Source organism: Bradyrhizobium sp. 23 (genome assembly GCF_023073295.1).
Lineage (GTDB): Bacteria > Pseudomonadota > Alphaproteobacteria > Rhizobiales > Xanthobacteraceae > Bradyrhizobium > Bradyrhizobium canariense_D.
Genome location: NZ_JADPJF010000037.1, coordinates 86,894 through 110,961 on the forward strand (window position 1 = coordinate 86,894; position 24,068 = coordinate 110,961).

General features: G+C 65.5%; 22 protein-coding genes and 1 tRNA gene. 9 read left to right on the forward strand and 14 right to left on the reverse strand.

Translation table 11 applies throughout. The features are described 5' to 3' along the window. From IVB32_RS06365 to IVB32_RS06375, 3 genes are all read right to left on the reverse strand, one after another. A partial coding sequence (locus IVB32_RS06365; protein WP_247410013.1) for a thiamine pyrophosphate-binding protein occupies positions 1 to 1,183 on the reverse strand: 1,183 nt, incomplete at its 3' end. An 80-nt stretch (positions 1,184 to 1,263) separates the two neighbouring features. Further along, complete coding sequence (locus tag IVB32_RS06370) at positions 1,264 to 1,896, reverse strand: 2-dehydro-3-deoxy-6-phosphogalactonate aldolase (RefSeq protein ID WP_204512306.1); 633 nt, start codon at positions 1,894 to 1,896, stop codon at positions 1,264 to 1,266. Between the two features lie 13 nt (positions 1,897 to 1,909). After that, a complete protein-coding gene (locus IVB32_RS06375; RefSeq protein WP_018453643.1) occupies positions 1,910 to 2,824 on the reverse strand; it encodes a 2-dehydro-3-deoxygalactonokinase in 915 nt (304 codons plus the stop codon). A 239-nt stretch (positions 2,825 to 3,063) separates the two neighbouring features. Here IVB32_RS06375 and IVB32_RS06380 point away from each other — a divergent pair, with 239 nt between their 5' ends. Further along, complete coding sequence (locus tag IVB32_RS06380; RefSeq protein WP_018453642.1) at positions 3,064 to 4,161, forward strand: LLM class flavin-dependent oxidoreductase; 1,098 nt, start codon at positions 3,064 to 3,066, stop codon at positions 4,159 to 4,161. A 57-nt stretch (positions 4,162 to 4,218) separates the two neighbouring features. Then, positions 4,219 to 4,788: a flavin reductase family protein gene (locus IVB32_RS06385; RefSeq protein ID WP_204512308.1), complete on the forward strand. Its 570-nt coding sequence runs from the start codon at positions 4,219 to 4,221 to the stop codon at positions 4,786 to 4,788. A gap of 190 nt (positions 4,789 to 4,978) precedes the next feature. Here IVB32_RS06385 and IVB32_RS06390 read toward each other — a convergent pair whose 3' ends face one another. The 4 genes from IVB32_RS06390 to IVB32_RS06405 all read right to left on the reverse strand — a co-directional run bounded on the left by IVB32_RS06390 (position 4,979) and on the right by IVB32_RS06405 (position 12,758). Then, positions 4,979 to 6,856: a sigma-54-dependent Fis family transcriptional regulator gene (locus IVB32_RS06390; RefSeq protein WP_247296133.1), complete on the reverse strand. Its 1,878-nt coding sequence runs from the start codon at positions 6,854 to 6,856 to the stop codon at positions 4,979 to 4,981. Positions 6,857 to 6,965: 109 nt separating this feature from the next. Continuing rightward, positions 6,966 to 10,271, reverse strand: coding sequence for a carboxyl transferase domain-containing protein (locus IVB32_RS06395; protein ID WP_247296135.1), 3,306 nt, complete (start codon positions 10,269 to 10,271; stop codon positions 6,966 to 6,968). A gap of 126 nt (positions 10,272 to 10,397) precedes the next feature. Beyond that, positions 10,398 to 11,063 carry an aspartate/glutamate racemase family protein gene (locus IVB32_RS06400; protein ID WP_247296136.1) on the reverse strand — a complete coding sequence of 222 codons (666 nt, stop codon included), beginning with the start codon at positions 11,061 to 11,063 and terminating at the stop codon, positions 10,398 to 10,400. A 12-nt stretch (positions 11,064 to 11,075) separates the two neighbouring features. Beyond that, positions 11,076 to 12,758 (reverse strand): cache domain-containing protein, encoded by a 1,683-nt coding sequence (locus IVB32_RS06405; RefSeq protein WP_018453637.1) that lies wholly within the window; start codon positions 12,756 to 12,758, stop codon positions 11,076 to 11,078. Between the two features lie 440 nt (positions 12,759 to 13,198). Here IVB32_RS06405 and IVB32_RS06410 point away from each other — a divergent pair, with 440 nt between their 5' ends. Further along, on the forward strand, positions 13,199 to 13,549 hold the full coding sequence (locus tag IVB32_RS06410; protein WP_247369657.1) for a hypothetical protein: 351 nt from the start codon (positions 13,199 to 13,201) through the stop codon (positions 13,547 to 13,549). 12 nt (positions 13,550 to 13,561) lie between these two features. Further along, positions 13,562 to 14,035 carry a hypothetical protein gene (locus tag IVB32_RS06415; RefSeq protein WP_247296140.1) on the forward strand — a complete coding sequence of 158 codons (474 nt, stop codon included), beginning with the start codon at positions 13,562 to 13,564 and terminating at the stop codon, positions 14,033 to 14,035. 3 nt (positions 14,036 to 14,038) lie between these two features. On the opposite strand, the gene IVB32_RS06420 is transcribed toward IVB32_RS06415, so the two are convergent. Then, positions 14,039 to 14,638 (reverse strand): TetR/AcrR family transcriptional regulator, encoded by a 600-nt coding sequence (locus IVB32_RS06420; protein WP_247296142.1) that lies wholly within the window; start codon positions 14,636 to 14,638, stop codon positions 14,039 to 14,041. A 110-nt stretch (positions 14,639 to 14,748) separates the two neighbouring features. Between IVB32_RS06420 and IVB32_RS06425 the strand changes: the two genes are divergently transcribed. Further along, on the forward strand, positions 14,749 to 15,126 hold the full coding sequence (locus IVB32_RS06425) for a tautomerase family protein (RefSeq protein ID WP_247296144.1): 378 nt from the start codon (positions 14,749 to 14,751) through the stop codon (positions 15,124 to 15,126). 10 nt (positions 15,127 to 15,136) lie between these two features. On the opposite strand, the gene IVB32_RS06430 is transcribed toward IVB32_RS06425, so the two are convergent. Further along, positions 15,137 to 16,102 (reverse strand): GTP-binding protein, encoded by a 966-nt coding sequence (locus IVB32_RS06430; protein ID WP_247296146.1) that lies wholly within the window; start codon positions 16,100 to 16,102, stop codon positions 15,137 to 15,139. Positions 16,103 to 16,105: 3 nt separating this feature from the next. Continuing rightward, positions 16,106 to 17,596: an amidohydrolase family protein gene (locus IVB32_RS06435; RefSeq protein ID WP_247410015.1), complete on the reverse strand. Its 1,491-nt coding sequence runs from the start codon at positions 17,594 to 17,596 to the stop codon at positions 16,106 to 16,108. Positions 17,597 to 18,592: 996 nt separating this feature from the next. Between IVB32_RS06435 and IVB32_RS06440 the strand changes: the two genes are divergently transcribed. Further along, the gene (locus IVB32_RS06440; RefSeq protein WP_085384409.1) at positions 18,593 to 19,546 is read left to right on the forward strand and encodes an alpha/beta hydrolase; all 954 of its coding nucleotides are present in this window, start codon (positions 18,593 to 18,595) and stop codon (positions 19,544 to 19,546) included. 62 nt (positions 19,547 to 19,608) lie between these two features. Here IVB32_RS06440 and IVB32_RS06445 read toward each other — a convergent pair whose 3' ends face one another. From IVB32_RS06445 to IVB32_RS06455, 3 genes are all read right to left on the reverse strand, one after another. Further along, a complete protein-coding gene (locus IVB32_RS06445) occupies positions 19,609 to 20,142 on the reverse strand; it encodes a 2'-5' RNA ligase family protein (protein WP_085349596.1) in 534 nt (177 codons plus the stop codon). 62 nt (positions 20,143 to 20,204) lie between these two features. Beyond that, a tRNA-Glu gene (locus IVB32_RS06450) sits at positions 20,205 to 20,279 on the reverse strand. A 187-nt stretch (positions 20,280 to 20,466) separates the two neighbouring features. Continuing rightward, positions 20,467 to 20,811 carry a hypothetical protein gene (locus IVB32_RS06455; protein ID WP_247296153.1) on the reverse strand — a complete coding sequence of 115 codons (345 nt, stop codon included), beginning with the start codon at positions 20,809 to 20,811 and terminating at the stop codon, positions 20,467 to 20,469. Between IVB32_RS06455 and IVB32_RS06460 the strand changes: the two genes are divergently transcribed. The 3 genes from IVB32_RS06460 (at position 20,810) to IVB32_RS06470 (ending at position 23,572) form a co-directional block, all read left to right on the forward strand. Then, positions 20,810 to 21,817 carry an RluA family pseudouridine synthase gene (locus tag IVB32_RS06460; RefSeq protein ID WP_247296155.1) on the forward strand — a complete coding sequence of 336 codons (1,008 nt, stop codon included), beginning with the start codon at positions 20,810 to 20,812 and terminating at the stop codon, positions 21,815 to 21,817. The genes IVB32_RS06455 and IVB32_RS06460 overlap by 2 nt on opposite strands. 217 nt (positions 21,818 to 22,034) lie before the next feature. Next, positions 22,035 to 22,934, forward strand: coding sequence for an RNA polymerase sigma factor RpoH (gene rpoH, locus IVB32_RS06465; protein ID WP_007596598.1), 900 nt, complete (start codon positions 22,035 to 22,037; stop codon positions 22,932 to 22,934). A gap of 296 nt (positions 22,935 to 23,230) precedes the next feature. Next, complete coding sequence (locus IVB32_RS06470; RefSeq protein WP_027520274.1) at positions 23,231 to 23,572, forward strand: hypothetical protein; 342 nt, start codon at positions 23,231 to 23,233, stop codon at positions 23,570 to 23,572. 4 nt (positions 23,573 to 23,576) lie between these two features. Here the strand turns inward: IVB32_RS06470 and IVB32_RS06475 are convergent. Then, positions 23,577 to 24,068: peptidoglycan recognition family protein (locus tag IVB32_RS06475; RefSeq protein ID WP_247410018.1), on the reverse strand; the 492-nt coding region annotated here is incomplete at its 5' end.

The following is a 24,068-nucleotide window of genomic DNA, read 5'->3' on the forward strand; positions in this document are numbered from 1 at the left end:
AGCGCGCGGCCCACACCGTCGGCGTGCCGACATCGGCGGTGAACACCGCATCATCGCTCGCATGGTCGCTGATGACCTTTGCCAGGTATTGCGGATGGATTGGTTTGCTGCCCGGCGTGCCCTTGGCGAGCGAGTCGAGGCCTTCGCGCGCCTTCTTGTAATGCGCGATCGCATCGTCGAGGTGCTTGCGCTGCGTCTTGGATTTCAGAAGCGGCAGCAGCGCCTCGAGGGTGAGCTTGACGTCGCCGACCAGGCCGAGGTCGATCTTGCAGCGGCGCCCGAGATTTTCCGGACGGATGTCGATCTGCGCGATCTTGGCATCGGTCGGGAAGAACTGCTTGTAGGGAAAATCGGTCCCGAGCATCACCAGCGCGTCGCAGGCGTGCATGGCGGCATAGCCGGAGGAGAAGCCGATGAAGCCGGTCATGCCGACATCGTAGGGATTGTCGTATTCGACATGCTCCTTTCCGCCCAGCGCATGCACGATCGGGCTCTTCAAGGCTTCCGCAAGCTGCATCAGCGGCGCATGCGCGCCGGCGCAGCCGCGACCGCAGAACAGGGTGATGCGTTCGGCGCCGTTCAGGAGATCCGCAAGCGCCTTCAACTCATCCGCCTGCGGCACAACCTTCGGCGCCGACAGCGCAAGGCCACGCGCCGTCGACAGCGCGCGCTTGGGTGGGCTGCGGAAGGCGACGTCGCCCGGCATGGCGACAACGGCGACGCCGCGCATGCCGACCGCCGCGCGGATCGCGTTTTCCAGCACGTAGGGAAGCTGACTCGGATCGGAGACCAGCTCGCAATAATGGCTGCACTCGCGGAACAGGTTTTGCGGATGCGTCTCCTGGAAATAGCCGCTGCCGATCTCGGCGGTCGGAATTTGCGCGGCGATCGCCAGCACGGGAACGCGGCTGCGATGGGCGTCGAACAGGCCGTTGATCAGATGCAGATTGCCGGGACCACACGAGCCCGCGCACACCGCAAGGCTGCCCGTCATTTCCGCTTCCCCGGCGGCGGCGAAGGCCGCGACCTCCTCGTGCCGGACATGGATCCATTCGATCGTGCCGCGCCGCCGCAGCGCTTCGGTCAGCGCATTCAGACTGTCGCCGACGATGCCGTAGATGCGCTTGACGCCAGCCTGTTCGAGCGTTGCCACGAACAGATCGGCTACATTGTTGATCGCCATGTCGGTCTCCTGATCTCGCTGGTGCAGCAAGATAGGATAACGTGCGACCGTGACGACATCACGGCTTGTTTATTGCCGCTTCAGTCTTTCGCAATCGCCCGATCGTAGGCCGCGATCGTCAATTTTGCGCGAGCGGCAACGTCCGTTACCGTCATGCCGGGCTTGTAGAGGTTGGAGCCCAGCCCGAACGCCGTCACGCCACCCTCGATGTACTCCGCGAAATTCTGGTCGGAGACGCCGCCGACGGCGGCGATCATCACGCCGGCCGGCAGCACGGCGCGGATCGCGGCGATGCCGGACGCGCCGAGCACGCTTGCCGGAAAGAACTTCAGGCCAGAGGCGCCGGAGCGCGCGGCCAGCAGCGCCTCGGTCGGCGAAAACACGCCCGGCAACGTGACCATGGCGTATTGGTGCGCACGCGTGAGCACCTGCGTATCGACATTCGGCGAGACCATCAGCTTGCCGCCGACATCGTTGAGCCGATCGACATCCGCTGTGGTCAGCACCGTGCCGGCGCCGATCAGCACGCCGGCCGGCGCGAGCTTGACGGCGGTGGCGATGGAGCGGAACGGATCGGGCGAGTTTAGCGGGATCTCGATCGCGGTCATGCCGGCCTCGATCAGCACGCCGACGATGGCCTGCGTTTCCTCGGGCTTCACGCCGCGCAGGATCGCAAGCAGTGGCCGCTTCATCGCCGGAAAGGGAACGCTCATTTCAACAGTCCTCTCATTTCGTCCAGATCGCGGCAGCCGCCATCGACAGACCGCGGCGGACCGCTTCATCGGCATCGACGGGGTTCACGGTGACCGACAACGCATCGAAAGCCAACGTGTACAGCATCGCGAGCCGCCCCGAGGCAATCAACGTAATGCCTGCTTTCGGCACGGCGCCGGAGAGCCCGGCGGCCAGCTCGATGCCGATCAAAGTGCCCGACAGCGTTTCGCGCGCCGCGGCCGGTGTGCTCCCGAACAGAAGCTGACGCGAGCGCGCGCCGAACAGAAAATTGGCCGCGAACGACGGCGCCTCATACGCAGCTCTCACCGCCGCCTTGAAGCTCGCGACGTCCTCGGCGTCTTCGGCGCCTGCGACCGCAAGCGACAAGATCGTCTCGCGCGACACAACGCTGAAGAGCTCGCCGGTCATGAAGGTGGAGAAATGCGCGATCGTATCGTCCTTCAGGCGTACCCATTTCGAATGCGTGCCGGGCATGCAGACCAGCGCCTCACCTGCGGCATCGAGACCAAGCGCGCCGAGCAGCTGTGTCTCCTCGCCGCGCATCACGTCCGGCGCTCTTGTATCGCGCTGCGCGATACCCGGCAGGATGCGGATATCGCGTGCTTCGCCCGGCACGTGCGCGGCCTGCTCCAGGACGGCCGCGAGCGGCGCGGGTGTATCGACATATCCGGCTTCGACCCAGCCCGTCTTGGCGCCGGCCATGCCGCAGACCAGAACCGGCAGATGAGCTGGTGCTTCGACGGCGGCAAGATGGGATTGCAGCACGGCCGCGAAGCCGGTCTTTGCCGCCGCCAGCATGCCCTCGCCGCTGCGGCGTTCGGCCAGCACTACGCCGGTACGATCGATCAACCAGAGCCGGAAGCTGCTGGTGCCCCAGTCCACCGCGACGTAAGCGGGTTCGGTCATCTCGGTTCTCGTCCTCGTCTCACCGGCAAGACGCCGTCTCGCGACAATGAGACGACGGCCCGCAAATTCGCCACGGGATATCGGCTATTGCCGCCGCAAACCAGCGTTTTCTCGCGGGACTGAGCCGCTGTAGCGCTGGCACACCGCTTGCGGAGCGGTGGCACACCGCTTGCTCAAGCAACCCTGCTCACGTCCGTGAACCGCGCAATAAGACGCGTCAACATCAGATGAGGAAACCCATGGAGATCGGCTATTTCACGATGCCTTCGCACCCGCCGGAGTGCGGCCTGAAGGAAGGGAACGACTGGGACCTGCAGGTCATGCGCTGGCTCGACGAGCTCGGCTATCAGGAGGCCTGGGTCGGCGAGCACCATACCGCGCCCTGGGAACCCAATCCCACGCCCGATCTGCTGATCGCGCAGGCGCTGATGCAGACCAAGAATATCCGTATCGGGCCGGGCGGCTTCCTGCTGCCCTATCACCACCCGGCCGAGCTCGCCAACCGCGTCGCCATGCTCGATCACCTCTCGGGAGGTCGGCTCAATTTCGGCGTCGCGGCGAGCGGCCTGCCGAGCGACTGGGCCATGTTCAATGTCGACGGCATGAGCGGACAGAACCGCGACATGACGCGCGAGGCGCTGGAGATCATTCTGAAGATGTGGAGCGATCCCGCGCCCTGGACCTACAAGGGCAAATTCTGGACGGTGACCAAGCCGGACACGATGTTCGACTTCTTGAAACCCCACATCAAGCCGTTGCAGACGCCGCACCCGCCGATCGGCGTCGCTGGGCTCTCGAAGAACTCGGACACGCTGAAGCTCGCCGGCGAGCGCGGCTTCATTCCAATGAGCCTCAACCTGAACCCGGCCTATGTCGGCAGTCATTGGGATTCGGTTGTAGCCGGTGCCGCCAAGACCGGGCGCAAGCCGGACCGGGCCGATTGGCGGCTGGTGCGCGAGGTGTTCGTCGCCGATACCGACGAGGAAGCGTGGCGGCTCTCGACCGGCGACATGATGGGCCGGATGATGGGCGAGTACTTCCTGCCGCTGCTCGGCCATTTCGGCTTCAAGGACTATCTGAAGCACGCGCCCGACGTGCCCGATAGCGACGTCACCGTCGAATATTGCGCCAAGCGGAACTGGATCGTCGGCTCGCCAGCGACCGTCGCCGAGAAAATCGAGAAGATCTACGAGGAGGTCGGCGGCTTCGGCGTGCTGCTGGTGTTCGGCTTCGACTACAAGCACAAGGCTGAAGCCTGGCATCACTCGCTGTCGCTGCTGAAGAACGAGGTGATGCCGCGCCTGAAGCATCTCGGCTCCGCGAAGAAGGCGGCTTGACCCGACGCGGGTGCGGCGCGATCGTGCCGCACCCACATCCATTTCGGAGATTTCCGCGTGACGGTGGACGCCAGTGCTTTCGACGCTAAGAATTTCAAGCAGGCGATGCGCCAGTGCGCCGGCGCGGTCGCGCTGGTGACGGTCGGCGCCGAGCACGGCAAGCGCACGGGGCTGACGGTGACCTCGGCCTGCTCACTGTCGGACTCGCCACCATCCCTGATCGTGTGCGTCAACCGCAACGCCAGTGCGCACGCGCGCATCCGCGAGGAAGGCGCGTTCGCGATCAACTTCCTGCACGAGGACCACGCCCTCCTGGCGCTTACCTTCAGTGGCCAGAAGGGCGTCAATGGCGACGACCGTTTTGCGTTCGGGGAGTGGACGCGTGGGGTGACCGGCGCGCCGGTGCTGAGCGATGCGGTCGCCGCATTCGACTGCGTGCTGGCGCAGGAATTCGAGACCAAGACGCATTCGATCTTCGTCGGCGAGGTGCGCGGCGCATCGCATTCCGACGGGGCGGCGCCGCTCGTGTATCTGCGCAGCAGCTTCCACGCCCCGCGCGAAATCCGCGGCACCGTGACAGTCGGCGACCTCGACTCGCGACATCTGAGCTGGAGCGATTTTTCGTAGAGAGCGGCGGCAGGCTCGCTGCCGCTCCCGTCTCCCCTTGCGGGAGAAGGTGGCGCGAAGCCCCGGATGAGGGGTATCTCTCCGCGGACTCAGAAGCAAGAGAGTCAAGTGCGGAGAGATACCCCTCGCCCGTCTCGCCGCGTTCGCGGCGAGCCGCCCTCTCCCGCAAGGGGAGAGGGAAGAAAGATCGCTACTGCGTCGTCTCGATCTTCAACTGCTTGATCTTGCGATACAGCGTGGCGCGGCTCAGCTTCAGCGCGCGCGCTGTTTCCGTCACGCGGCCGCCGTGTTTGCGCAAGGCTTCGACGATCGCCGCGCGCTCCGCCGCTGCGAGATCCGGCTCCGCCCTTCCACCAAACGGCGGCAGATCGAGGTCGGCATCGGTGATGACGTCGTCCTCCGCCGTGCAGCCGGCGAGCCGCAGCACATGCCGAAGCTGGCGCATGTTGCCGGGATAGGGATAGGCCGCGAGCCGCGCCCAGGCCTCGTCCGAGAGCGAGCAATTCGGCGCCTCCTCGTGAGCGATCTGGCGGATGACGTCGTCGCGGTCGGCGCGCTCGCGCAAGGCCGGCAGCCGCACCTCCATGCCGCGCAGACGGAAATATAGGTCGGTGCGGAAGGCGCCCTCCTCGGCCATGCGGCCGAGATCGCGATGGGTGGCGCTGATCAGGCGAATGTCGACCGGCACGGGCTTCAGCGCGCCGAGCGGCCAGACTTCGCGGTTCTCCAGCACCCGTAGCAGCCGCGTCTGCAGCGCGATCGGCATGTCGCCGATCTCGTCGAGGAACAGCGTGCCGCCGTCTGCCTGCACGATCAGGCCCTTCGAGCCGTCGCGGCGTGCGCCGGTGAAGGCGCCGGCCTCGTAGCCGAACAGCTCGGCATCGATCAGGCTTTCCGGCATCGCCGCGCAGTTCAGCGCGACATAGTTGTGGCGCGCGCGATTGCCGGCTGCGTGAATGGCACGGGCGAACACATCCTTGCCGACGCCGGTCTCGCCATGCAGCAGCACCGGCAGATTGCGATCGCCGATGCTTCTAAGTCGCTTCACGCTCCTGATCAGGCTGGGATCGCGTCCGGCGAGCCGCTGCAGCGCATCGAAGCGATCGACCGGTGCATCGCGGCGCGGCGCGAGCGGACGGGTCGAGGCCCTCGCCCGCAGCGGCGGCGCGACATGGCCGTGCCCTAGTGAACTGCCATCGGCCCGGCGCAGTTCGACGAGATCGTCTGCGTCGCGCGCGGCGGGATGGTCGAATTTGACATAGCGCGACAGATCGATGCCGGCTGCGATCAAGCCGTCGGTGAGACCCAGCAGTGCGCGCGCCGAACGGCAGGCGCCGACGATGCGGCGATCGTCGTCATAGGCGAGCAGGCCGCCGCCGCCGTCGCCCGGCACGGTCGCGATCCAGGCGTTGCGGAAATGACTGCGGAAGATCGCGCCCTCCATGCGCCGCGTTGCCTCCATCGTCACCGCGAGCGCAAGCTGATGCGCGGTGCGTTCGAGGTCCTCGCGGCAGGAGGTGATGTTCACGGCGCCTGCGAGCCGTCCCGCCTGGTCAAACAGCGGCGTCACGGCGCAGGAAAACATGTGCCACTGCGCGCGAAAATGCTCGTCGCGATGCACCAGGATCGGCTTCTGCTCGGCGAGCGCGGTGCCGAGCCCATTGGTGCCTTCGGAGGCCTCGGAAAAATTCGAGCCTGTGTAGATCTTCCAGTCCATGAATAGTCGTGCGTCGGCCTCGCCGGGCAGGCGGCTGAACAGCATGGTTGCGTTCACGTCTGCCAGGTTGACGCAATAACCGGCACCGCGCAGTACCCGGGCGAGGTCGTCGAGCTCCGGTGTTGCAAGCCGGATCGTCTCCTCCATGGGTTCGGCGACGTGACGGATCTCGGCTTCGGTGAGCGTCTGCGGCGGCCCCTGACGGCCGGGATCGAGCTTGTGGCTGACCAGGCAGCGCCGCCAGGAATTGGCAATGCGCGAAGAGGCATCGACGTCGGCCAAGCGGTCTATAACCTGATTGGCGACGGACAAGACACGGGCGACATGGTTCGAGGCCGAAAGGCTGGCCATCGCGGACGTCTCCACCCTGCATTATTGTGCAAAGTCTGGCACCGCAGGCGGGGATGTCAATCGGGAACCGGGAACGCGGCGAAGCGCAATCAGAATTGCTGCACCGCCCTCACCACGTATCAATACAGGGCCGCTTCTTCCCAGTCCGCGCCGGCGGCTTCGGCACCGAGCGCAGGCCCGCCATGATCCAGCGCCTGGTCTCGGCGGGGTCGATGACGTTGTCGATCTCGAACACGGAGGCGATCGAGACCGCCTTGCCGTTGGCATAGAGCTCGGCGACCTTGTTGCGATAGTAAGTCTCGCGCTCGACGGGGTCGGCGATCGCCTCCATCTCCTTGCGGAAGCCGAGGCGGACGTAACCCTCCAGGCCCATGCCGCCGAACTCGCCGGTCGGCCAGGCCGCGGTGAAGAATGAGGCGTGGAAGCCACCGCCAATCATCGACTGTGCACCCAGCCCATAGCCCTTGCGCAGCACGATGCCGAACAACGGCACAGTCAGGCTCGCGCCTGTCACGAACATGCGCGAGACGTGGCGCACGATTGCCGTCTTCTCGGCTTCCGGACCGACCATGAAGCCGGGCGTGTCGCACAGCGAGACGATCGGCAGATCGAAGGCGTCGCAGAGCTGGAGGAAGCGCGCGGCCTTGTCGCCGGCATCGGCGTCGATCGCACCGCCGAGATGCCGCGGATTGTTGGCGATCAGGCCGAACGGCTTGCCCTCGACACGGATCAACGCCGTGATCATGCCGACACCGTAGTCGCGGCGCAGCTCCAGCACGGACTCCTTATCCGCGACGAGGTCGATCACGCTGCGGATGTCGTAGACGCGCAGGCGGTTCTCGGGGATCGCGCGGCGCAGCAGGCGCTGGTCGGCGGCCTGCCAGTCCGTCACCGCACCCTGGAAATAGGATAGGTATTTTTGCGCAACGGATGTTGCCTCTTCTTCGTCCTCGACGAGGATGTCGATCACGCCGTTCGGCGACTGGAACGTAACAGGACCGACCTCGGCCGGGTGATAGACACCGAGCCCGCCGCCTTCGATCATCGCGGGGCCCCCCATGCCGATCGAGGCGTTTTTGGTTGCGATGATGACATCGCAGCAGCCGAGCATCGCGGCATTACCGGCGAAGCAATAGCCGGAGACGATGCCGATAACCGGCACCAGACCCGAGAGCCTTGCGAACTGCACGAAGGACGGACCATCAAGCCCGGTCATGCCGAGCCGGTCGGTATCGCCGGGGCGGCCGCCGCCGCCCTCGGCATAGAACACCAGCGGCACGCGCCAGTCTTCCGCGAGCGTCAGCATGCGGTCGATCTTCTTGTGGTTCATGTGGCCTTGCGTGCCCGCGAGCACGGTGTAGTCGTAGGCCACGACGATGCAGCGCCCGCCTTCGGGACCGAACTTCTCGGCGTTCACGGTCGCGACGCCCATGACGAGGCCGTCGGCCGGCGTGTTCTTGACGAGATCGTCGAGCTTGCGCCGGCGCCGCTGCGCCGCAATCGCAAGGCTGCCGTACTCCATGAACGAGTCGTCGTCGACGAGCTGCGCGACATTCTCGCGCGCGGTGCGCTGATTGGTGTTGCGGCGGCGCTCGACGGAGGCAGGGCGATTTTCGTCGAGCGTGTTGGCCTGGCGGGCGATCAGTTCGGCGAGATCAGGACGGATGTGGTCGAGATCGACATCGGTTTCCGTTGCCGACGCGTCCGCCGCAACGTCGAGCGGCTCCAGATACATGATCGGCTCGCCATGCATCAGCGTGATACCGTCGCCGGCGAGTAGCTTCGTGACGCGGCCGCCCTGCTCGGCCATGACCAGATGTTCCATTTTCATGGATTCGATCACGGCGAGCTGCTGGCCCGGGCGCACGACCTCGCCTTCCTTCACCTGAATAGTGACAATGGTCCCCTGCAAGGGTGCCGCGACCATCACTGTGCCTTCGGGCACGGTCTGTGCCGTATGCGCCTCGGTGCCGGGACCGCCGTTTCGCTCCGTCGCTGCAAAATAAAGTGGTTTGGCCGCGCCATCCGCGGCTTCGACGAGCTTGCCCATGTTGCAATCGATGAAGTCGGTCGCGATGCGGTTGGACCTGAAGTCGGGATGCGCCAGCACCGCCTGGAGGAAGGCGATGTTGGTGATGACGCCGTCGATCCGAAACTCGCGCAAGGCGCGCGAAGCCTTGGCGACCACGTCGTGCCAGGCTTCACCGGGCGTATGCACGATGACCTTTGCCAGCAGCGAGTCGAAGGCGGCGCTGGTCTTGTAGCCGGCATAACCGAAACTATCGACGCGGACGCCGGGGCCCGACGGCGGTTCGAACACGGCGAGCACGCCGCCGGTCGGGTGCGTCGCGCCTAGCTCGTCCAGTGTCTCCATGTTGACGCGGAGCTGCATGGCATAGCCGCGCGGTTTCGGGATCGAGCCTTGCGCCAGGCCGAGCGAGGCAAGCGAGGCACCGGCGGCGACCGCGAGCTGGGCGCGGACGAGATCGAGGCCGAGCACCTCTTCCGTCACGGTGTGCTCGACCTGAAGCCGCGGGTTGGCCTCGATGAAGGCAAAACTGTCTTCGGCGGCACCGTCGACCAGGAACTCGAACGTGCCGAGATTGTCGTACGACGCGGCCACGGCGAGTTGCTTCGCCGCCGCGATGATACGGCCACGCAAGCCGTCGCTGAGCGACGGGCTCGGCGCCACCTCGATCAGCTTCTGGTGTCGGCGCTGAATGGTGCATTCGCGCTCCCAGAGGTGGGAGATCGCGCCGTCGCGATCGCCGATGATCTGCACCTCGATATGGCGCGCCTGCCGGATCAACCGCTCGGCATAGACGCCGTCGAAGCCGAACGCGGCCTTGGCCTCGGACTGGCAGCGCGCATAGGCCTCCGCGAGATCGGCAGCGCGCTCGACCACGCGCATGCCGCGCCCGCCGCCGCCGGCCATTGCCTTGATCACGATTGCCGCGTTGCTGCCGAGCGAGGTGAAGAACGCCGCGATGTCCTCCAGCGAGGACGGCCCGCTGGTGCCGGCGATGATCGGGACGCCGCAGCGCTTTGCCAGTTGCCGTGCCGCCACCTTGTCGCCGAACAACTCGAGCGCCGCGGCCCGGGGCCCGACGAAGGCGATGCCTGCATCGGCGCAGGCCTTCGCGAACGCAGCGTTCTCGCTGAGGAAGCCGTAGCCGGGATGCACGGCGTCGCAGCCTGCGCTCTTCGCCGCCTTGACCACGGCCTCGATGTCGAGATAGGCCCGCGCGCCGCGACCGGGGATTTCGACGGCCTCGTCGGCAACCCGCACATGCAGCGACATCGCATCGTCCGCGGGATGGATCGCGACCGTCGCGATGCCGGAATCGGCTGCGGCGCGCGCGATGCGGATGGCGATCTCGCCGCGATTGGCGATCAGGAGCTTCTTGAACGACATGCAGCGTCTCCATGCCCGCGTGCCCAAGCGCGGGTCGGCAGGTCCCATGGTTCTGCTTCGTCACTTTAACCGAGGCCGTCAAGGGCAAGAACGCGGTCCCGACGACCGTTCCCGCGGGCCGGAATTTCAATCGGTCGCGCGCGCCGTGATGAGGCGAATAATCCGCGCCACGGCAGACGGGATCGGCGCGATGATCGGCACGGTGAACATCGGCTGAAGCTCGCACGCAGCTTCGCCCAGCGGGCCGCCACCGATGATGACCGCCTCCGCGCCATCCTGTGCGATGCAGGCCTCGACCGCGCCGGCAAGCGCCGCACGCAATCGCGCCGGATCGCCCATCAGGTCTTGCGGATCGCCTTTGGCGAAGCGGGCGCCGGTATAACGCGATCGCAACCCCAGCGCGTCCGGCACGGCGTCGATCTTCGATTCCAGCAGCGGCGTCGTGGTCGCCACGCCGAAGCGACGGCCGTTCTCGGCGGCTGCCAGCATGGAGGACTGACCGATACCGACCGCGGGCCGTTTAACCGCGGCTTTGATCCCGGCCAACCCGGGATCGCCGAACGCCGCGACGATGATGCCGTCGCATGCATGCCGGTTCGACTGCGCGATCTCCAGAACTTCGATGGAAGCTGCATCCAGCGCATCCGGCGTCACGATCATTTGCGGCGCGCGCGTTGCGGTCGCGCCGTCGATGTCGAAGCCGTCCACGGCGGCCGACCTCGCGATGGCGACCATCATCTCAGTGGTCGCCACAGAACTGTTCGGATTGATCAGGAGAATGCGCGCGCTCATTCTCCTGCTATACTAGGCCGCCCGTACCCCCGCAACGAAAGCACTGACCTCGTCTTCCAGCGATTGCAGCTTCTGCGACAGCCGGCCGCTCGATTGCAGCACGAGGCCGGCGGCCTGGCCGGTCTCCGCCGTCGCGTCGGTCACACCCGAGATGTTCTGCGAAACCTGGTCGGTGCCGGAGGCGGCCTCCCGTACGCTGTGCGCGATCGCCGCCGTCGCGGCGCCCTGCTCCTCGACGGCTGCGGCGATCGACGAGGAAATTTCGTTGACCTCCATGATGGTCTTGCGAATGCTGTCGATGTTGCCGACCACCTGGTTGGTCTCGGCCTGGATCGCCGATATCTGCGCGCCGATCTCGTCGGTCGCCTTCGCGGTCTGGCTCGCCAGCGACTTCACTTCGCTTGCCACCACTGCAAAACCCTTGCCGGCCTCGCCGGCGCGCGCCGCCTCGATGGTGGCGTTGAGCGCGAGCAGATTGGTCTGCGAGGCGATCTGGTTGATGAGGTCGATGACCTCGCCGATCTTGTGCGCGGCTGCAGCAAGTCCCTGCACGGTGTCGTTGGTGCGTTGACCGTCGGCGGCGGCCTTGTCGGCCACGCTTGCAGCCTGCGCGACGCGCTGGCTGATCTCGGCGATCGAGGACGACAGCTGCCCGGCGGCGGAGGCCACCGTCTGCACGTTGCTCGAGGCCTGCTGGCAGGCGGTGGCGACGAGGCTCGCACGGTCGGTCGCCTTGTCGGCGGTCTCGGACATGCCCTGCGCGGCCTGCTGCATCGCGCGCGCCTCCTTGAACACGTCGCGGACGACGGCTTGAACGTTCGCTTCGAACTTGCCGGCGAGGTCGGTCATCGTCTTGCGCTTCTCCTCGTCGGCCTTCTGCTTCGTCTCCTGCTGTTCGGCGTGCATGCGGCCGACCGCCGACGCATTGTCCTTGAACACGGCGAGCGCCTTGGCGAGCCCGCCGATCTCGTCGCGACGATCGGTATGGGGCACGTCGAACGCGCTGTCGCCGGCGGCGAGGCGGTCGGTCAGTGCCGTGATCTTCGCCAGCGGCCGGGTCACGCTGCGGCCGATCACGAAGGAGGCGCCGAGCACGAGCACGAACACGACCAGGCACACCAGGGCGAAGGTCATCGCATTCTGGCGGAAAACGGCGTCGACGTCGTCGAGATAGATCCCGGTGCCGATGATCCAGCCCCAGGGCGCAAAGCCCTTCACATAGGAGATTTTCCCGACCGGCTGGTCGAAGCCGGGCTTCGGCCAGAGGTAGCTGTAGAAGCCCGCGCCCTGCTTTTTGACGACGTCGACGAAGCCGACGAACAGCGCGTTGCCGGACGGATCCTTCATCCCGGAGAGATCCTTGCCGTCGAGTTCGGGCTTGATCGGATGCATGACCATCTTGGGGGTCATGTCGTTCAGCCAGAAATACTCGACCTTGTCGTAGCGCAGGCTCTTGATCTCCGCGATCGCGCCGGCCTGGGCCTGCTCGCGCGGGAGTTTTCCTTCGCTCTCGAGCTTCTGGTAGTGCGCCAGGATGCCGTAGCCGACGTCGACCAAGTGCTGCGTCTTGGCCTGACGATCGGCGATCATCTGCGCGCGCAAGGTCGAAAGCGCGATCGGCGCCAGCGCGATCATGCCAAGGAGGCTGATGCCGACAATCAGGACCAGCTTGAAACTGATGCGGGAGAAAAACATTGGTGCTCGCAAGATTTGGAAGGCTGATATGCCAGTTTATCCCGCGCCCCTTAGCAAAGCTTTAAGCATTCGGGTTCCCCCACCCCGCAAAACTCCATGCATCCTACCGGCATGCCGCAGACGGCTCGCAGGCTCGCGAGGCTGGCTGCATCCGAGATGCGAACTCTTCAAAACTAGAAGACCTCGACATCGCCCCTCCGAGCGTTGACTTGCAGGGGGCTCTGACGGAACGATCGGCGCAGATCATCGGCGCCAGCCGGGGCATGGGCGCAGCCGGAGGCCAGAGGCTCAATGCACCAATCGACATCGACAGGGTCTCTCGACCTTCCGGCGCTGAGCGCAGCGGAGCGGCTCTTCATTTGGGGATTTCGGGCCAAGGCGCGCAGCGGAAGCGCCGTTCCGACCGCGGCCGACATCCAGCAAGTGACGACCATTTTGGCGTGGGCGACGCCGTGCCTTCGCTGGAATCCATCATCGAGATCTTTGCCTGCACGGCGCATACGGCCATCGCGGTGCACTGCCCGACCTGCCCCCGCATGTCCGACAGCGAGCACAGCATGTTACGGGCGATCGCGGCCGCGCAGAAAGAGCGCGACGATATCGCGCGCGAGCAGTTCGAATGCTGGCTGCCGCCAGCCGGCGCCGATTGGGCTCTCGCACCCGTGCGGGGGCTTGCAACGATCTTCCGCATGGCGGGTCTCATCCTGCCCGACCGGCACGTTCCGTCTTTGGACCATGACCAGACGATGGCGATGAAGAGCTGGCTGGTCGGAAGCCCCACGTTGCACTGACCGGGATCGCGCATGATGCAGGATAGTTGCGGCTCTGTGCCTGCCACGGAAGCCGGCGAGGCGCGGCTCTGTCCGCTTCAGGCCGCGCTTGCGACGCGGCCTGACGTCGAGAGCTACGATGATTTTGGCCGCGTCACGCTCTCGCTGTTCCGGTTCATCGCTGCCGCCTATACGACCGGCGCGTCCGATTGCTGGGAGGCGGCCTATCGCTTTGCCGACGAGGCGCCTGGCATCACCGACAGCCCGCTGCTGGTCGCACGCGTTGCCGCGCTCGTCAGAATCCTGCGCAGCGGCCGGCCCTGCCAATTGTGCTTCATGCCGCCGTCGTGCCGACGCCTGTCGAAGGACGAGGCGGAATTGATGCGACTGCTGGCGGTGGCACGCGGCAAGCAGCCGGGCGAGCTCCAAACTGTCGTCTGCCAGTTCGTCGGCAACGAGAACGAGACCGTGACGACGCGGGCGGTCAACGCGCTCGCGGTCTGCTGACACCTAGCCGCCCTTCCTGCCGAGCACGAGATCGATGGTGTGGGACGCGATCTTGCGCAGCTGCGCCTCGTCGCCGAAGGCACGTTCGAGCACGGCGAGGCCGCGCGTCACCGTGATGATGTGCAGCGCCGCGGCCGCGGAATTGCCGTTGAATTCACCGCGCGCCGCACCTGCCGACAACGTCTCCTGAACCAGAACGGTGATGCGCGAGATGAGGTTCGCGAAGGCCTGCCGCGCCTCCTCGTCCAGCCCCTCGCCTTCGGCCGCGCCGAGCTCCATCAGCCCGCGCGTCGTCGGGCATCCGCGCGGCGGCGTGCCGGCGCGGAAGTTGCTGATGGTCAGGTCGAAGAACGCGGTGAGGCGCTTTCGCAATGAGCCCGCGCCGAGCGCCTTTTGCAGCGCAAGGAGATAATCGGCCGCATAGCGCTCATAGGCCTGCAGGAACAGCGCCTCCTTGGTGCCGAAGGCGTTGTAGAGGCTGCCGCGCTGGACACCGGCGTCGCGCGCGATGTCCGACAGCGAGGTGCCGCGCACGCCCTTGCGCCAGAACTGGTCGAAGGCGATACGCAGGACATCGTCGTGGTCGAACTCGCGCGGCCTCAAGCTTTGCCCCTATCAAGCATATTTGACACGATGTCAAAAACATGATTTCTTGACGCCGCGTCAAAAACAAACTGGGGCCGATGCGCCCTTTCGTCAATGAGGATTTCGCGATGCCTCTCCTCCACATCTCGATGCGCGCCGGAAAGCCGGAAGCTTACCGGAAGGCAATCCTCGGCGGCCTCTACCGCGCCATGCGTGAGGCCCTGAACGTCCCTGAAGGCGACGAGTTCATGACCATCAGCGAGCATTCGCCCGCGAACTTCCGCTGCGGCAATGCCTACAGCGTCACGCGCAGCGACGATGCCGTGCTGATCCAGATCACCGTGTTCGCCTCGCGCACCCCCGAGCAGAAGAAGGCCCTGTACCGGCGGATCGCGGACCTGCTCGGCGAAAACCCGGGCCTCCGCCCCGAGGACGTGTTCGTCAACGTCCTCGATGCGCCCGCGGAGAACTGGTCCGTTGGAAATGGCATCGCGCAATTCGCCTGAAGCGGCAGCTTCACCGATCCGCAACGCAGGTCTCCATGATCCCGTCGAGCTCCGCCTTCGAGAGCACGCCTAGCTCGACGATGAAAACAATCCGCGCGCACGGCAGAGCCGGGGCATCGCCAACGGCGAGCGCGGCATCGCTAACGGCGAGCGCGGCATCTGCAGGGGCGAGCGTGGCGCGGCCGGCCGCGAATTGAAACACCATCTGGCGCCCGGGCTGCTCGACGGTCTCCAACAGGCCTTTTGCCCGCGCGAGTTTTGGCGCGAGGCGGCCGATGGCCTGCTGCAAGCGGGCGAGCGAAAGTGGCTGGTCCGAGGTCCAGCTCAGGGTTTCGAAGCGTTGCTCTGCCGGACGTTTCGGTCCGGGTTTGCGCGGCGCGGGCGCACGATCGACGGTCGCGGGAAACAGCAGCGCGGACGGAATCTCGCCGTGCTGCGCGTCGACCACCACGGCAGGAACGCGCTGTGCGCGGATGGCCTCGCGGATACGCCCGCCCGCACCCTCATCCGCCAGATCCAGCTTGCTCAGCGCCACGATGTCGGCGACGCGCAGCTGCGAGCGGTGCAGCGCGTCGTCGAGAGCGGCCGGCGGTGTCGCCGTGTCCATCACGCAGAGCACCGTTTCCAACGGCGCTTCGCGCAGGATCACGGGATCCATCAAATTGCGGACGATCTCGGCGGGATCGGCGACGCCGCTGGTCTCGATGACGATGTATTCCGGCTTCGGATCACGCCGCAGCAGCGTCGCAAGCGTGCGCAGCAGGTCGCCTTCGAGCGAGCAGCAGATGCAGCCATTGGCGAGGCTGACCACGCCGTCGCTCGCGCCGGCGATCAGCTCGGCATCGATGTTGATCGCACCGAAATCGTTGACCACAGCGGCGATCCGCCGCCCCTCCGCATGCGCCAGCAGATGGTTCACGACAGTGGTCTTGCCGGCCCCCAGAAAGCCCGTCACCAGGAGAATGGGGACCGGCATGTCTCAGCTCCCGACGACGGGACGGCGCACGGGACGGCCGGGCCGCACCGCGACGTCCAGCACACCATCTGTGATTAACGGCTGGCCGCTGACGATCAGATGCCGCACGCCTTCGGAGGGACGGTTCATCGCCGTGAAGGTCGCGCGGTCCGAGAGCTTCTCGTAGTCGAACACGACGATGTCGGCATCGGCATCCTTCGCGAGCCGACCTTTTGCGAGCATCGCGGGCGTGCTCTGCGACAGGATCTCCGCCGGGATCAGCGCGCATTTGCGCACGCCTTCGAGCAGCGACACGGTCTTGCGCTCGCGCACCCATTCGCGGATGAATTTCGTGAAGCAGCCCGCCGAGCGCGGATGCGAGGTGGCGTCATTCGGCAGCGGCCAGGCATCGCCGGTGTAGGTCTTGCCGTCCGACGTCGTCCACGGCATCGCGTCGGAGGCGATCGCGCCGCCGGGATAGAGCACCGACATGTCGAGGAGGTCGCGGTGATGCGCATTGTTCTCGGTGTCGAGGATGTGCCACAGCACCAGCGAGGACGGCTCTTCCGCCTGCGCCTTCAGGAGCTCCTCGCGATCGCTGAAGCGATGGCCGTCGGTGACCCGCTGCACGGAATCGTAACCGGTGCCGTTGCGCTCGACGAATTCGGGGTCGCTGAAGAAGGCGGCCGCCAGCACGGTCGAGCCGGTGCCGTAGGGATAGGCCTCGACCGTGATGGGCAGGCCCTGCGCCTGCGCTTTCGCGATCAGCACGCGGCAGCGCTCGACGTCGGTCTTGCTCGACGAGTTGAAATGGCAGATGTGCATGTGCGCGCCGGTGGCTCCGGCATAGCCGATCAGGCGGATATAGGCTTCCGCCGCGCTCTCGGGATCGATGCGCGACATGTAGGCGACATGGGTGAAGGTCGGCACGTCCTGCGCGGCCGCGAGCTGGCAGACCGCGGTCAGCTCCTGCACGCCGGCGCCCGGCGCATAGGCGTTCAAGATCCCGATGCCGATGCCGCCCTCGTTCAGACCGCGCGAAAGGCGCTCGAGAATGCCGGCAACCTCCGCATCGCTGGCCACATTGTCCATCCAGCGGCGATCGCGCATGGCGTTGCCGAACGCCTCCAGCGAGCTCTCCGCATTGGAGCCCGTCATCGCGCCGATACGCGCGAAAGCCCAATTGGTGGCCGCGCCGTAGTTCAGCACGCGCCCCTTCCGCGCCTGGCGCTCATACCAGGATCCGACCGGCAGCACGCCCGCTTCGAGATCGAGCGTGGTCGTGACGCCGTCGAACGCCTGCATCCGATCCGCGGGGAGCGACTGGCCATGCGCATGAAGGTCGATGAAGCCGGGGGCGACCACGAGCCCGGTCGCGTCGATCGTCCGCTCGGCGCTTCCGAGCGAGGCGCCAATCGCGGCGATCCTGCCGTCCACGACCGCCACATCACCAACCGCGTCCATTCCGCTGGCGGGATCCACCACCCGGCCGCCAGAGATCACCAAGCCGCTCATATCAAAATTCCTCCGCGCTGAATTCGCATCAAGGCAGATTCCGGGAGGGACGACCACCTCCACCGATGCTGACGCATCATGCTCGCAAGGAAGGCTCGAAAGGGAGGCTCGAAAGGGAGGTCAGTTTGCATGCGGGTTGCGGATACGCGCTCGCAGCCTCGCGGCATGTTTTGCCCGAGCTATGCTTCTCGCTTCACCCCCTCGAAAAGAAAGGGCGCAGGGAAGACCGGGCGCCGGCTGGCACCCATAAAAACCCCCATGCGAACTGATTGCACACGCAATGCATAGGGGAGACACAGGGCAGCCGAGACCAGGCCTTCCCTGCGCGATGGTTTGACGGCCTATGCCGCGCTCTCCCCGGAGACGAGTTCCTTTTTGTCTCCGTCACCCCCGCGAAATGCACGGCACCGCGCCGGTTGACGCGCTGACGCCTTCGCAAAGGCTTGACCGTAGCAACGACGGCCAGGACCACACGGTTTCGCCGTACGCAGGCTGACCCTGCTTCGCCAAGAGGCTTCGCAGGACATGCCTGCTTCGCCAGAGGCTTCGCGAGGTCTGGGCGCCGTCCGTCGATGCGGTTCGTGCCGTGCTCACGAGGTTCATCTCGCCCTGCACGCAACAAGCCCGCCTTTAACGCCGCCCGCGTCCACCGCAACTCCCAGCCCGCGTTCGTGACGACGTACGACCGCCCCTTTTGTGGGCTGGGATGGCCGACACATACGATATTTCCGAATTTCGGTAAACTGGAATATTTTTGCGGAGAGGGATTGACTTGCGTTTGCGGCTGTTTCGCCCAACCGGCGGAGACGACGGACTGCACGACCATGCAATGGACCGCAGAGCAGCTCCGCCGTCTTCTCGCCCCCATTATCATTCAGAGATGTAGCGGGGCGCTACGGTGGGCAAAGTTCCCAAAGGTTTTGTGTGATCGCTCGACGTCTCCTGCAACGCGACCCTCGTCATTCTATTTCGCGCCGCGCTCTCCTCGGCGGATTTATGTCGGCGGGGACCGCCCTCGCGCTTGGCGGATGCGCCGGCTTGGGTGCGACCGGGGCGCGTTTCGACGCGTCATCGTTATCCCTTGACCCCACATTGCTCGTCACCACCACGCGCAAGCCGGTGAACGGCGGTCGCACGAAGCCCTGGTTCGGGCCGGAGCGCGCGACGACCATGACAATCGCGCGGGCGAAGCTGGGGGCGCCGGACGAGAGCCGCCTTTCTCTGGCCTCGGTTGGACTTGGCGATTGGCGCCTTGACCGGGTCGAACCGGTGTCGGCCGACGTTGGCGATCTCGTTGCGCAGGCCGGCGGAGGAGACGTGCTGATCTATGTGCACGGCTTCAAGCAGACGTTCGAGACGGCGGTGCTGGATGGCGCCCATCTCTCCGATGGGATCAAGTTCCGCGGCCGGACCATGGTGTTCTCCTGGCCCTCCAAGGCAGGACTGTTCGACTATGCCTATGACCGCGACAGTGCGATGTGGTCCCGCGACGAGTTCGAGCGCGTGCTCTCCACACTCGTGTCGGCGCCAGGCACCGGCCGCGTGAACATCGTTGCGCACAGCATGGGAACCATGCTGTCGCTCGAAAGCCTGCGTCAGCTCTATGCGCGATACGGCGACACAGTGACGAGCAAGATCGGCGCCGTGGTGTTTGCCGCGCCCGATATCGACATGGACGTGTTCTCGTCAGCGATCCAGCGCATCGGTCCGCTTGCGGGCAAAATCACCGTGATCGCCGCGACGAACGATCGCGCACTGGCGTTGTCGGGACAGATCGCAGGTGGAATGACCAGGGTCGGCGCCGCCGAAAAAGCCGTCATCGCGCGCCTCGGCGTACGCGTGGTCGATGCGTCAGCGGAAGGCTGGGGCATCATCAACCACGATCTTTTTCTGTCGAATGCCGAAGTGCAGCGGGTGATCCGCCGCTCGATCGACGGCACGATCGCTTAGGAGAGCGCCTGCGCGGCATGAGTTTGATGCGTCGCGATCAATGACACCGAAGCGACAACCAACTACAATGGCAATTTTCGCTCGGCGATGATCCGCACAGGCGGAAAGGCGACGCAATCCACCACGTCGAACAACACTTCAATGTTGCGGTCAAACGCGTGCGCGAAGTCCATCGCATCATCGCGGCGTTCATCGGCAATAGCAGTGCCGAGCGTGCAATGGGGCGTCCAAGCGCCGGGCCGGTAGTGAGGACGACAATGCGCTGGATCGATTGCCGCGCTGATGATGCCGTGGATGCGAGCCAGGGATTCGTTGGCCTCCGGCTCCGCCCAGAGGACAAGCGGAGAAGCTTCGAACCAGCGAATTCGTTTGAACCTGATCCGCAGTTGCCTCTCGCCAGAACTAGCTGCCAGCATTGCATCGCACGCAGCCTTCTCGTGAGCCGCCGGGGAATCGTAGATGGCAAACGTAAAATGAGGCCGGTAGCCAAGGGCACGCATCGAGGGCTCGGCCTCGAAGACGGCAACCTGATGCCACAGCCGCACGATCTCGCCTGCTGAATCGTTGTCAGACCGGATATTGATCGCCAATGCCACAGGCGCACCCAAGGGGCGGAACAATCAAATCGAGATCAGGGGAAAGGCTGGCTTCAAGACAATGGCGCTCCCTAGGGGAATCGAACCCCTGTTTCAGCCTTGAGAGGGCCGCGTCCTAACCGCTAGACGAAGGGAGCGTTGAGGGAGAGGACATAGCCTCGAATTTTGCCGGCGGCAAGCGGGGATCGAGGGGTTTCGGATGCTCGCTCTCCGCTGTCGTCCTGGCGAATGCCAGGACCCACCAGTCCCCGCAACCACACCAGCCGGTGTTATGGGTCCTGGCCTTCGCCAGGAAGACGATGGCGGCGAGTTCCGAGGCCGTACTCACGGCTCATTGGCGAATTTCAGCTTTCCAGCCGGCTTCAACGTGTGGGCATCGAAGGTGCGGATCTCGGTGACGCCGCCGATGTCGAGCGTGATCACGAGCCGGTCGCCGGCGACGCCGCTCGAGACGATTTTGGCGCCCTTCGGGAGAGTCGCGGTGACGTCGCCTGCCGGCTCGGGCGCCCTTCCCTCGGACTTGAAAAGGCGGTAGCCCACCGCGATCAGCACGGCGCAGATTGCCAGCGCCGTGGTCAACCCCGCGACCAGCATCATCCGCCGCACCCGCGCGAACAGCGCGGCCTGCTCGGGGCTCGGTTCGGGAACAACGGTATCAGACGTCGTCATGGAAAATTCTGGCTCTGCGCAAAGGTTGGAGGTTGTCGTCGAAGGCTCCGAGGGCTCGACCCGGCTCGACCGCGTGCTGGCGCTGCACCTTGCCGAGCTATCGCGATCGAGGCTGAAAGCCCTGATTCTGGGGGGCGCGGTGAGCCTCAGGGACGCCGCGATCCGGGACCCCGCTTATCACGTCGCCTCCGGCGATACGATCACAATCGACGTGCCGGAAGCGGCCGCGCCGGAGCCGAAAGGCGAGGATATCGCCCTCGAGATCGTGTTCGAGGACGACGACATCGTCGTCCTCAACAAGCCGAAGGGGCTGGTGGTGCATCCCGCGGCGGGCCACGAGACCGGTACGCTGGTCAATGCGCTGATCGCCCATTGCGGCGGCTCGCTCTCCGGCATCGGCGGGGTGCGCCGGCCCGGCATCGTGCACCGGCTGGACAAGGACACCACCGGGTTGATGGTGGTCGCCAAGAACGACCTCGCGCATGCCTCGCTCACCGCGCAATTCGCCGATCACGGCCGTACCGGGCCGATGCGGCGCGGCTACATGGCCTTCGCCTGGGGGCTGCCGGGCCGCCATCGCGGCACCGTGGACGCGCCGATCGACCGTCACCCGCATGCGCGCGAGAAAATGGCGGTGCGCCAGGGCGGCCGCGAGGCCGTGACGCATTGGGAGCTTCTGGAGAGTTTTGCCGGACGCGACGGCAAGCCGATCGCGACGCTGCTCGCCTGCGAACTCGAGACCGGACGCACCCATCAGATCCGCGTCCACCTCGCCCATATCGGCCACCCCCTGATGGGCGACGCCGTCTACGGCCCGCATTTCAAGACCAAGGCGAACCAGCTGGGCCCCGAGTCGCAGGCCGCCCTCGCCGCGCTGGGGCGGCAGGCGCTGCACGCCTACCTGCTGGTATTGGAGCACCCGAGGACTGGAGAATTACTTCACTGGGAGACGCCTCTGCCGGAGGATTTGCTTCTCCTTCAGGGGGCCCTCAAGGCGGCGCTATGACGCAGGCCGCTTCAGAAATGCTTTACATTACAAAAAGTTATAGCTGCCACACGGGGACGTGACGTCAGCAATCCTTCCCTTTTTGCCTTCCGATGGAGTATATTGCGCTTGCGTTGAAGACCAACGCGGAACATCGCAGCACCGATCGGCTTTAACCAAGCGGTCGTCTGCCTGGCCCGCCGCTATCGGGGGCCTGAACCTGTTTGGAGGGCGCACTATGGCCCGTACAGCTACCCTGCCGGTCCTTAATGGCGAATCCGGCCTTTCCCGTTACCTCGGCGAAATCCGCAAGTTTCCGATGCTGGAACCCCAGCAGGAATACATGCTCGCCAAGCGTTGGCGCGAGCACGATGATCGCGACGCCGCGCACCAACTCGTCACCAGCCATCTCCGTCTCGTGGCCAAGATCGCCATGGGCTATCGCGGCTACGGCCTGCCGATCTCCGAGGTCGTCTCAGAAGGCAATGTCGGCCTGATGCAGGCGGTGAAGCGGTTCGAGCCCGAGAAGGGCTTCCGTCTCGCAACCTACGCGATGTGGTGGATCAAGGCCTCGATTCAAGAGTACATCCTGCGTTCGTGGTCGCTCGTGAAGATGGGCACCACCGCGAACCAGAAGAAGCTGTTCTTCAACCTGCGCAAGGCGAAGAGCAAGATTTCCGCACTGGACGAAGGCGATCTCCGCCCCGACCAGGTGGCCATCATTGCCAAGCGTCTCGGCGTCACGGCTCAGGACGTGGTCGACATGAACCGCCGCCTCGGTGGCGACGCGTCGCTCAACGCTCCGATCCGCGACGACGGCGAAGCCGGCGAATGGCAGGACTGGCTGGTCGACAATTCGCCCAACCAGGAAGCCATGCTGGCGGAGCACGAGGAGTATGATCACCGCCGTGACGCCCTGAACGGCGCCATGGGCGTGCTCAACCCGCGCGAACGCCGCATCTTCGAGGCGCGCCGCCTCGCCGATGAGCCGATGACGCTGGAAGACCTGGCTGCCGAGTTCGGCGTGTCGCGCGAGCGCGTCCGCCAGATCGAGGTCCGCGCCTTCGAGAAGGTGCAGTCCGCGGTCAAGGGCACGATCGCAAAGGCCGAACAGGCCGCGCTGGAAGCCGCGCTCTAAGCGCGAGGTTTTTAGCGCCAGAGTTTGGCGGATCGACAAGTGACAGAAAGCCGGCGGCAACGCCGGCTTTTTTGTTTGGACGCAACTCTCGCCGTCATGCCACGCGAAGGCGGGGCATCCAGTACGCCGCGGCGCTTGTTGCAAGAGCGAGGTCTCCAATGCAGGCCTCCGGAATACTGGATCGCCCGGCTAAACCGGGCGATGACAGCGGGGTTGTGGCTCTGCCTTGAACCCGCGCTGCCGGTCGACCGACCAAAAGCATCGGGCCGACAGCATCAAGAGAACGGACACGCACCGTGTCGATCATCCTGCAATCCACCGTCGGCGGTTTCTCCGCCCAGTTCATGCGGAAGCTGCCGCTGGTCGAGCAGGCGATGCGCGACCACGGGCTCGAGCCGTCGGAGTTCGTGATCTCGAAGGACTACGCCTCGACCGCGACGATCCCGCTGATGGGTCCGTTCTTCTTCAACTACAGCGTCTACTTCGGCGACGAGACATTCACCGTCACCGAGCCGAACGACATGGTGTTCCTGGACTACTTCTTCAAACGCGTGCTGGCGGCGGATGACCCGCCGGAACTGCCGCGGCGGCCGGGCTTGATCCGGCGGCTGTTCGGCTGGATGTCGCAACCGGTGTAGCTCGTCACTCCCCCCAAACCCGCGCCAGCGTCGCGAGCCAGCAGCCTTCGCAATAGCGGGCGTCCTTGTAGTCGATCCAGTTGTGCGCATAGACGCGGTCGAGCGGGATGCCGTAGCGCGCGCGCAGGATCTGGACGAGGATCTTCCACGCCGCGACCTGCGCCGCGGTCGGGCCCGTCGTGACGTCGGGATAGTTGCCGGCGAACTCGACGCCGATCGAATTGTCGCGCACCACCTGGCGATAGGTCGGCTTGTTGTCGATGTACTTGTTGTCGTTGCGGTTGGCACCATCGCCGTGGGTCGGCACCAGGTTTTCCGCGACCGCCCAATAGACGGTGCCGTCGGTCTCGACCCACAATGTGACGCCGCGACGCGTGGGGTTCTTCGCTTGCACCTCGGCACCGCCCCGCGCCGAGCCGGCCGGTCCCTCGGTCTGGTGCACGATGATGTTGCGCCACGGTTTTGCGTTGCCGACGTCACCCCATGGCGCCAGCCA

Bases quoted from the DNA above. Each gene is read 5' to 3' on its own strand.
- IVB32_RS06370 (WP_204512306.1), bottom strand. From the start codon at position 1,896: ATGAGCGTTCCCTTTCCGGCGATGAAGCGGCCACTGCTTGCGATCCTG.
- IVB32_RS06375 (WP_018453643.1), bottom strand. From the start codon at position 2,824: ATGACCGAACCCGCTTACGTCGCGGTGGACTGGGGCACCAGCAGCTTC.
- IVB32_RS06380 (WP_018453642.1), top strand. From the start codon at position 3,064: ATGGAGATCGGCTATTTCACGATGCCTTCGCACCCGCCGGAGTGCGGC.
- IVB32_RS06390 (WP_247296133.1), bottom strand. From the start codon at position 6,856: ATGGCCAGCCTTTCGGCCTCGAACCATGTCGCCCGTGTCTTGTCCGTC.
- IVB32_RS06395 (WP_247296135.1), bottom strand. From the start codon at position 10,271: ATGTCGTTCAAGAAGCTCCTGATCGCCAATCGCGGCGAGATCGCCATC.
- IVB32_RS06400 (WP_247296136.1), bottom strand. From the start codon at position 11,063: ATGAGCGCGCGCATTCTCCTGATCAATCCGAACAGTTCTGTGGCGACC.
- IVB32_RS06405 (WP_018453637.1), bottom strand. From the start codon at position 12,758: ATGTTTTTCTCCCGCATCAGTTTCAAGCTGGTCCTGATTGTCGGCATC.
- IVB32_RS06415 (WP_247296140.1), top strand. From the start codon at position 13,562: ATGATGCAGGATAGTTGCGGCTCTGTGCCTGCCACGGAAGCCGGCGAG.
- IVB32_RS06425 (WP_247296144.1), top strand. From the start codon at position 14,749: ATGCCTCTCCTCCACATCTCGATGCGCGCCGGAAAGCCGGAAGCTTAC.
- IVB32_RS06430 (WP_247296146.1), bottom strand. From the start codon at position 16,102: ATGCCGGTCCCCATTCTCCTGGTGACGGGCTTTCTGGGGGCCGGCAAG.
- IVB32_RS06435 (WP_247410015.1), bottom strand. From the start codon at position 17,596: ATGAGCGGCTTGGTGATCTCTGGCGGCCGGGTGGTGGATCCCGCCAGC.
- IVB32_RS06440 (WP_085384409.1), top strand. From the start codon at position 18,593: ATGTCGGCGGGGACCGCCCTCGCGCTTGGCGGATGCGCCGGCTTGGGT.
- IVB32_RS06460 (WP_247296155.1), top strand. From the start codon at position 20,810: ATGGAAAATTCTGGCTCTGCGCAAAGGTTGGAGGTTGTCGTCGAAGGC.
- IVB32_RS06455 (WP_247296153.1), bottom strand. From the start codon at position 20,811: ATGACGACGTCTGATACCGTTGTTCCCGAACCGAGCCCCGAGCAGGCC.
- rpoH (WP_007596598.1), top strand. From the start codon at position 22,035: ATGGCCCGTACAGCTACCCTGCCGGTCCTTAATGGCGAATCCGGCCTT.